The sequence below is a fragment of the Bacillus sp. GbtcB14 genome (assembly GCF_019091205.1).
GTDB lineage: Bacteria > Bacillota > Bacilli > Bacillales > Bacillaceae_G > Bacillus_A > Bacillus_A cereus_AG.
On record NZ_JAGXJT010000017.1, the window covers coordinates 51,984 to 58,465 of the forward strand.

The window sequence follows — 6,482 nt, forward strand, 5'->3', positions numbered from 1 at the left end:
CAAAAGTATATCATAACATATGGTATTGTTTCTAAAACCACGATTAGCCCCGGAAGGAAATCGTGTTTAAGATAAACAATAGATTTTTTCTATGGAAAAGATAACGAGGAGGGAAACACATGCGTACGACTTTTATGGCAAAAGCTAACGAAGTTGAGCGTAAATGGTATGTGGTTGATGCTGAAGGTCAAACTTTAGGTCGCCTATCTACGGAAGTAGCATCTATTTTACGCGGTAAAAACAAACCTACATTTACACCACACGTTGACACGGGTGATCATGTAATTATTATTAACGCTGAGAAAATTCATTTAACAGGTAATAAATTAAACGATAAAATTTACTACCGTCACACTAACCACCCAGGTGGACTTAAACAAAGAACAGCTCTAGAAATGCGTACAAACTACCCTGTACAAATGTTAGAGCTTGCAATTAAAGGCATGCTTCCAAAAGGACGCTTAGGCCGTCAAGTTTCTAAGAAACTAAACGTGTATGCTGGAGCAGAGCATCCACACCAAGCACAAAAACCAGAAGTTTACGAACTTCGCGGATAATTAATTAAAGGAGGGCTTACTTTGGCACAGGTTCAATACTATGGCACTGGACGTCGTAAGAGTTCAGTAGCGCGCGTACGCCTAGTTCCAGGCGAAGGACGCGTTATCATTAACGGTCGTGATTTTGAAAACTATATCCCATTTGCTGCATTACGTGAAGTAGTGAAACAACCTCTAGTTGCAACAGAAACTTTAGGTAACTACGATGTACTTGTAAACGTAAATGGTGGTGGATACACTGGTCAAGCTGGTGCTATTCGTCACGGTATTTCTCGCGCTTTATTAAAAGCTGATCCAGAATACCGTCTAACACTAAAACGTGCAGGTCTATTAACTCGTGACGCACGTATGAAAGAGCGTAAAAAATACGGTCTTAAAGGCGCACGTCGTGCACCTCAGTTCTCAAAACGTTAATTTTTGCGAACTACAAACCCCAACCATTTTGGTTGGGGTTTTTTTATGTTTCATTCCTCTTTTGGAATTTTTGTAGTTTGGAATATTTTAGTGCTATCCTCTCACGTATGCTTCTTCTTTAGAAGTTTAGACTAATACGTATTAGGGAGGTTTATAAGTACTATGAATGTCATTGTCAGCTTACAAGAAAAACAAAAAGAAAAGCAGCTGAAATATGAACGGAAGATGCTGCGAGAATTATCATTAAAAACATTACGTTCAAATATTAGAGATGCCTTTCAGATGCAGGAACTTCATCGTCAGTATGAAGATTACTGTATTGAATTAGGGATAGAATCGTATTTATTAGGAGCGAGATACAGTAAGTTTGGTTATTATGGCGAATCATTCTTTGATGTGAAATATAGAGCCTTAGAAGAAGAGCAACAATTAACGGAAACACTATTTCAATTTTTAACGAGCATGACTATGAGAGAAATTAAGTTACAAGATGAGGAATTACTTTTTGAATCTTGTCAGCAGTTTATCGGCTTATGGTGGCAGGAAGGGTATGAAAAAGGTGAAAGAAGATATCGATTAAAGCTTCATTAAGACAAGCATAAACTTTCCTCTTGTCCCATATAAGTAATTAGAGGGACTAGCTGGAGGAGGAAAGGTATGAAGAGAATTCGAATTATCTCTTTTGCACTCGCTGCGGTTGTTTTGTTTTTTTTAGTCAAACAAGAATTTCAAATTACAAAATCGTGGCGAGCTTGGAATTTACCCTTATCAGGGAAAGTGATTGTATTAGATGCTGGGCATGGTGGACCAGACGGAGGGGCTGTTGGTGGAAAAGATATTATAGAAAAAGATATTACGCTTGAGATTACAAAGAAGGTACAAGATTATTTACAAGAACAAGGTGCACTAGTTATTTTAACACGTGAGGGAGATTATGATTTAGCTCAGAAAGATACAAAATCATATAGTAGGCGTAAAGCAGAAGATTTAAAAAAGCGTGTAGAGATTATTAATAAACCTGATGTAGACTTTTTTGCGAGTATTCATTTAAATGCTTTAACTAGTAGTGGATCGAAGGGCGCACAAACGTTCTATTACCGTTCTTCTATTGAAAATGAACGTGCTGCGAAATTTATACAAGCTGAATTGAGAACGAGTTTAGAGAATACGAATCGTTCTGCTAAAACAATTTCTCATGTATATTTATTAAAGTATGCGAAAACACCAGGTGCTTTAATTGAAGCTGGCTTTTTATCGAATGTAAACGAAAGGTATATGTTAAATTCGGAGAAATATCAGCAAAAGGTAGCGGCTGCAGTATATCGTGGTATATTACGCTATTTCACGGAAAAAGGAAATCCTCCAGAATAAGGAGGATTTTTTGAGTTTCTCTCGTTAACGAAGTTTTCCGAAAATATGTTATACTGGAAATGTAAACGCATTTATTTAAAAAAAAAAGAGAGATGCATTTAATTAACATTACGTTATTTTTCATACAGGGGGCTGGGCTAACTATGGTAACGAAAGAGCAAGTAGTGGAAGCGTTAGAAGGGATTGTAGATCCATTTTTACATAAAACGTTAAAAGAAACAGGGGCAATTAAAGAGGTAACAGTTAAGCCTGAGAAGGAACATGTAAGTGTTAAAATTGCAATCGTAAAAACCGGTACAGCAGAACAAATGCAATTGCAATCTGGAATTGTAAAGTTAGTAAAAGAACTAGGAGCGGCAACAGTAGGGCTTCGCTTTGCAGAATTCACAGAAGAGGAATTAACTCAGTTTGCACCAGAACAGGAAGAAGAGCAAATTGAATCTTTATTGTCACCAAATTCAAAAACAACATTTTTAGCAGTGGCGAGTGGAAAAGGTGGGGTAGGGAAATCAACAGTTTCTGTTAACCTTGCTATTGCTCTAGCTCGTCTAGGGAAAAAGGTTGGTATCATTGATGCTGATATTTACGGTTTTAGCGTACCGGATATGATGGGGATAGAAAAACGTCCTGTTGTAAGAGGGGATAAAATTATTCCAGTGGAGCGTCTAGGTGTAAAGGTAATCTCAATGGGGTTCTTTGTAGAAGATAATGCACCGGTTATTTGGAGAGGGCCTATGCTTGGGAAAATGTTAAATCACTTCTTTACAGAAGTAGAATGGGGCGATTTAGACTATTTAGTTTTAGATTTACCACCGGGTACAGGTGATGTTGCGCTAGACTTACATTCGATGTTGCCGGCTTGTAAAGAGATTATTGTAACAACGCCGCATCCAACAGCAGCATTTGTAGCAGCGCGCGCTGGAGCCATGGCTTTACGTACAGAACATAGTATTCTTGGTGTTGTTGAAAATATGGCGTATTTTGAAAGTAAAACAACTGGTGAAAAAGAATATGTGTTTGGAAGAGGTGGCGGAGATAAATTAGCTACAGAACTTCAAACAGAAGTACTTGGCAGAATCCCGCTTCAACAACCTGATTGGAATAAAGAAGACTTTGCGCCGTCAGTATATGAAGATACACATACGACGGGTCTTATTTATCGCACGATAGCTGAGACGGTAATTGATAAAATAGCTGTCGCGCAAAAATAAAATAATAATGAGTGGACGATACATATATTGTCCACTCATTATAATTATTATTTTTACTGCTGCTCCTTTTTACCGTCTTGGGAACCACCTTCACCGCCTGCTTCCTTTTTATCAGATCCACTTTTTTCGGCCTTTTGTACACCTTTACTAATAATATCAATCATCTTAGCTTGGAAGAGTGGGCTTTCAGCAGTTTCTGTTAGTACTTGTTGTAAATATTGACGGTATTCTTTGCTCTTCATCGTTTGTAACATCATTTTTTCTACTTCAGGGTTTTTCATAATTTCTATAACGCCTGCTTGGTATTCAGGGTCTTTTAGTAATGTTTTCATTAAGGTTGTTTGTTCTTTCCCCATACTTTTAGCGAATTTCGATGAGAACTCAGGGTCTTTAAAGAGCTTTTCCCAGAATTGTTGCCCTTTGTCGGATACCATTGCATCTTCAATCGTTTTCTTTACTACTGTTTCATCTAGTATGAGTGCTTGTTTCATTTTTTCATCAGTTAATACATCTTGAATAGCTTTCTTACCTTGATCGGTTTTTAAAATATCAACAATCATTTTCTTCGTTTGATCATAATCAAGTTCGGACTTTGCTTCTTTTCCTTGTGCACATGCTACAAGTACAAGAAATAAAAAAGAAGAAGTCAAAACGAGCAGCATCCGTTTCATAAGTTGGAACTCCTTTCAGCACAGTTCTCTCTTTTTAATATAAATATCTTTAAGGAATTTATACATGAACATGGCTAGCTTTTTGAAATTGTCATTGATACAATTTAATTAGAAATATAAGGATAATGGGGGATGTGTTGTGAATAGCCGCAAGTGGGTACGACTATTTTTTACGACGTTGTTTCTTGGTGGGATTAGTACAGTCATTCTTGGTTTTGTTTTGGAGTGGGACAAGTATGCTAAATTTTTTCAAAATTTCGACGGAAAGGAAATTCTAGCAGTTTCTTTCTGGTTGATGGGTGTAGGCTTTATTTTTAGTGTTATAAGTCAAATGGGATTCTTTGCCTATTTAACAATCCATCGTTTTGGACTAGGTATGTTCCGATCACCTTCTTTATGGAATGCAGTCCAGCTCTTCTTTATTGCATTCGTTTTATTTGATTTCGTGTATTTAAGATCTGTACTGATTGCAAATGGGGAAGTTTCATTAGGGAATAATATACTTGTTGCGGGTGTGCTATTTGTGTTTGGGGCGATTGTTGCTTACATAAAAAGTAAAGAAACGAATAAAAAGGCATTTGTGCCCGCTTTGTTCTTTATGGTTGTTGTAACGATTCTTGAGTGGGTACCAGCGCTTCGTATTAATGATACAGATTGGTTATATTTAATGGTGATACCACTTTTATTATGTAATGCATATCAGTTACTTATATTACATCGTTTAATTGGAAAGACGAGTAAGTCGGCTTAAGTAAGAGAGGTTTTTTGAGTTTTTATGCAGGGGAGTTGTACGAATGCAAATATCGGGATGAAAAAAGCTCTATTACCTGAATGAAAGGTAATAGAGCTTTTTTATGTGTGAAGGTACGAGGGAAAAGAATTACTTTACATCTTCACTTTTCGTACTTGTGTTGGAAATAAGTTGTGATACTGATATTTGCTCATATCCGTCACTTTTTAATTTTTGTAGAAGCAGTGGTAAAGCTTTATTTGTTTGAAGAGCAGAATCGGATGCATGTAATAAGACGATATCTCCACCTTTTAAATTATTAGAGACATTGGAAACGATATTGTTTACACCTGGGTTTTTCCAGTCGTTTGAGTTATTGCTCCAATGGACGATGGTGTATCCGAGTGATTCTGCTATTTTAAGTGTTGCTTTGTTAAAGTCTCCACTAGGTGGACGTAATAGTTTGACTTGTTTCACACCAAGTTTTGTAAAAACATCTTGTGCTCGTAAAAGATCGCTTCGTATTTCATTTGTCTCTAGAGAAGTGTAGGACGTGTAGTTATAACCCATACTACCGACTTCATGTCCATCTTTTATGATGCGTTCAACAACATCAGGGTGTCTTTCTGCCCATGCAGCAGAAAGGAAGAAGGTTGCATTCTTAATGTCTTTTTCTTTAAGTGTATCAAGGATTGGAATTGCTTTTTTGTCTCCCCAACTAATATCAAACGTGAATGCAACTTGTTTTTTAGAGATGTCTCCTTTGTAAATAACTTTAGGTCCTGTAGCAGTTGAAAAAGCAGATTCATGTGAATATGTTTTCAAAAAGAGAAGCCATGCTGTAAATAAGGAAAGTATCACTATTAAGCTAATGTGTTTAAAAGCTCGTTTACTCGTAATAAAAAAGAAAAACATAATATTACGCCCCTTTGTCCAATCCTTTTCAGTTACATATATGCTTTAAATATTAAAAAGAGAACAAAGGATTAATATCGTAAGCGGTGGATATAATGAATGATAGGATTTTGATAAGTGAAAATGAGCGGAACGTTTATTGTTTTGTAAGAAATGATTGAGGTGATGATTTGCTTGGGTTTATGTTAACGAAAGAAGAGAAAAAAGAAATGGAATACATATTGAAGAGAGAGTTAGAAGAACTTTTATTTGATTTTGAAGATGAACGTATTCATGATGTTGTAAAAAAGGCGATGGAAGAAAGATATAAAATCATTTTTTGTTTGTTTCGAAGAGTCGCTAATGCAGAAGAATGTATGCGTTATGTAAGGAAAAGAACTTTTTATTAAAAAGTATTGACGCTAATGGTTATTATATGATAAATTAATAACCGTCGCTGATGCGGAAACGCAGAAAACGATAAAAAAGAAATTAAAAAACTTAGTTGACATCGAAAAATGAAGATGTTAACATAAGGAAGTCGCAAATGAGCGACCAAGTAGTTCTTTGAAAACTGAACGAAACAAACAACGTGAAACGTCAATTTTTATTTTTAGATGCTAGACAAACTAAC

9 protein-coding genes are annotated in these 6,482 nt (G+C 36.1%); 7 read left to right on the forward strand and 2 right to left on the reverse strand.

Going from position 1 to position 6,482, the window contains the following annotated elements; genetic code table 11:
* Positions 1 to 119: 119 nt before the first annotated feature.
* The 5 genes from rplM to KVT31_RS27245 all read left to right on the forward strand — a co-directional run bounded on the left by rplM (position 120) and on the right by KVT31_RS27245 (position 3,553).
* Positions 120 to 557: a 50S ribosomal protein L13 gene (rplM, locus tag KVT31_RS27225; RefSeq protein WP_001260795.1), complete on the forward strand. Its 438-nt coding sequence runs from the start codon at positions 120 to 122 to the stop codon at positions 555 to 557.
* 21 nt (positions 558 to 578) lie between these two features.
* Positions 579 to 971 (forward strand): 30S ribosomal protein S9, encoded by a 393-nt coding sequence (gene rpsI, locus KVT31_RS27230; RefSeq protein ID WP_000079986.1) that lies wholly within the window; start codon positions 579 to 581, stop codon positions 969 to 971.
* A 162-nt stretch (positions 972 to 1,133) separates the two neighbouring features.
* Complete coding sequence (locus KVT31_RS27235; RefSeq protein WP_001101006.1) at positions 1,134 to 1,562, forward strand: YbaK family protein; 429 nt, start codon at positions 1,134 to 1,136, stop codon at positions 1,560 to 1,562.
* 66 nt (positions 1,563 to 1,628) lie between these two features.
* Positions 1,629 to 2,342, forward strand: a complete 714-nt coding sequence (cwlD, locus tag KVT31_RS27240; protein ID WP_000822445.1) for an N-acetylmuramoyl-L-alanine amidase CwlD — start codon at positions 1,629 to 1,631, stop codon at positions 2,340 to 2,342.
* 143 nt (positions 2,343 to 2,485) lie between these two features.
* On the forward strand, positions 2,486 to 3,553 hold the full coding sequence (locus KVT31_RS27245) for an Mrp/NBP35 family ATP-binding protein (RefSeq protein WP_088094812.1): 1,068 nt from the start codon (positions 2,486 to 2,488) through the stop codon (positions 3,551 to 3,553).
* Between the two features lie 53 nt (positions 3,554 to 3,606).
* Here KVT31_RS27245 and gerD read toward each other — a convergent pair whose 3' ends face one another.
* Positions 3,607 to 4,224, reverse strand: a complete 618-nt coding sequence (gene gerD, locus KVT31_RS27250) for a spore germination protein GerD (protein WP_000827523.1) — start codon at positions 4,222 to 4,224, stop codon at positions 3,607 to 3,609.
* Positions 4,225 to 4,363: 139 nt separating this feature from the next.
* On the opposite strand from gerD, the gene kbaA reads away from it, so the two are divergent.
* Entirely contained in the window at positions 4,364 to 4,975 is a 612-nt protein-coding gene (gene kbaA / locus KVT31_RS27255) for a KinB signaling pathway activation protein KbaA (RefSeq protein ID WP_088094813.1), read from the forward strand.
* Positions 4,976 to 5,104: 129 nt separating this feature from the next.
* Here the strand turns inward: kbaA and pdaB are convergent, their stop codons facing one another.
* The gene (gene pdaB, locus KVT31_RS27260; RefSeq protein WP_088094814.1) at positions 5,105 to 5,869 is read right to left on the reverse strand and encodes a polysaccharide deacetylase family sporulation protein PdaB; all 765 of its coding nucleotides are present in this window, start codon (positions 5,867 to 5,869) and stop codon (positions 5,105 to 5,107) included.
* 170 nt (positions 5,870 to 6,039) lie between these two features.
* Here pdaB and KVT31_RS27265 point away from each other — a divergent pair, with 170 nt between their 5' ends.
* The gene (locus KVT31_RS27265; RefSeq protein WP_000900298.1) at positions 6,040 to 6,258 is read left to right on the forward strand and encodes a hypothetical protein; all 219 of its coding nucleotides are present in this window, start codon (positions 6,040 to 6,042) and stop codon (positions 6,256 to 6,258) included.
* Positions 6,259 to 6,482 lie beyond the last annotated feature (224 nt).

Excerpts from the sequence above, each read along its gene's own strand:
- rplM (WP_001260795.1), top strand. The coding sequence starts at position 120 with ATGCGTACGACTTTTATGGCAAAAGCTAACGAAGTTGAGCGTAAATGG.
- gerD (WP_000827523.1), bottom strand. The coding sequence starts at position 4,224 with ATGAAACGGATGCTGCTCGTTTTGACTTCTTCTTTTTTATTTCTTGTA.
- pdaB (WP_088094814.1), bottom strand. The coding sequence starts at position 5,869 with ATGTTTTTCTTTTTTATTACGAGTAAACGAGCTTTTAAACACATTAGC.
- cwlD (WP_000822445.1), top strand. The coding sequence starts at position 1,629 with ATGAAGAGAATTCGAATTATCTCTTTTGCACTCGCTGCGGTTGTTTTG.
- KVT31_RS27245 (WP_088094812.1), top strand. The coding sequence starts at position 2,486 with ATGGTAACGAAAGAGCAAGTAGTGGAAGCGTTAGAAGGGATTGTAGAT.
- KVT31_RS27235 (WP_001101006.1), top strand. The coding sequence starts at position 1,134 with ATGAATGTCATTGTCAGCTTACAAGAAAAACAAAAAGAAAAGCAGCTG.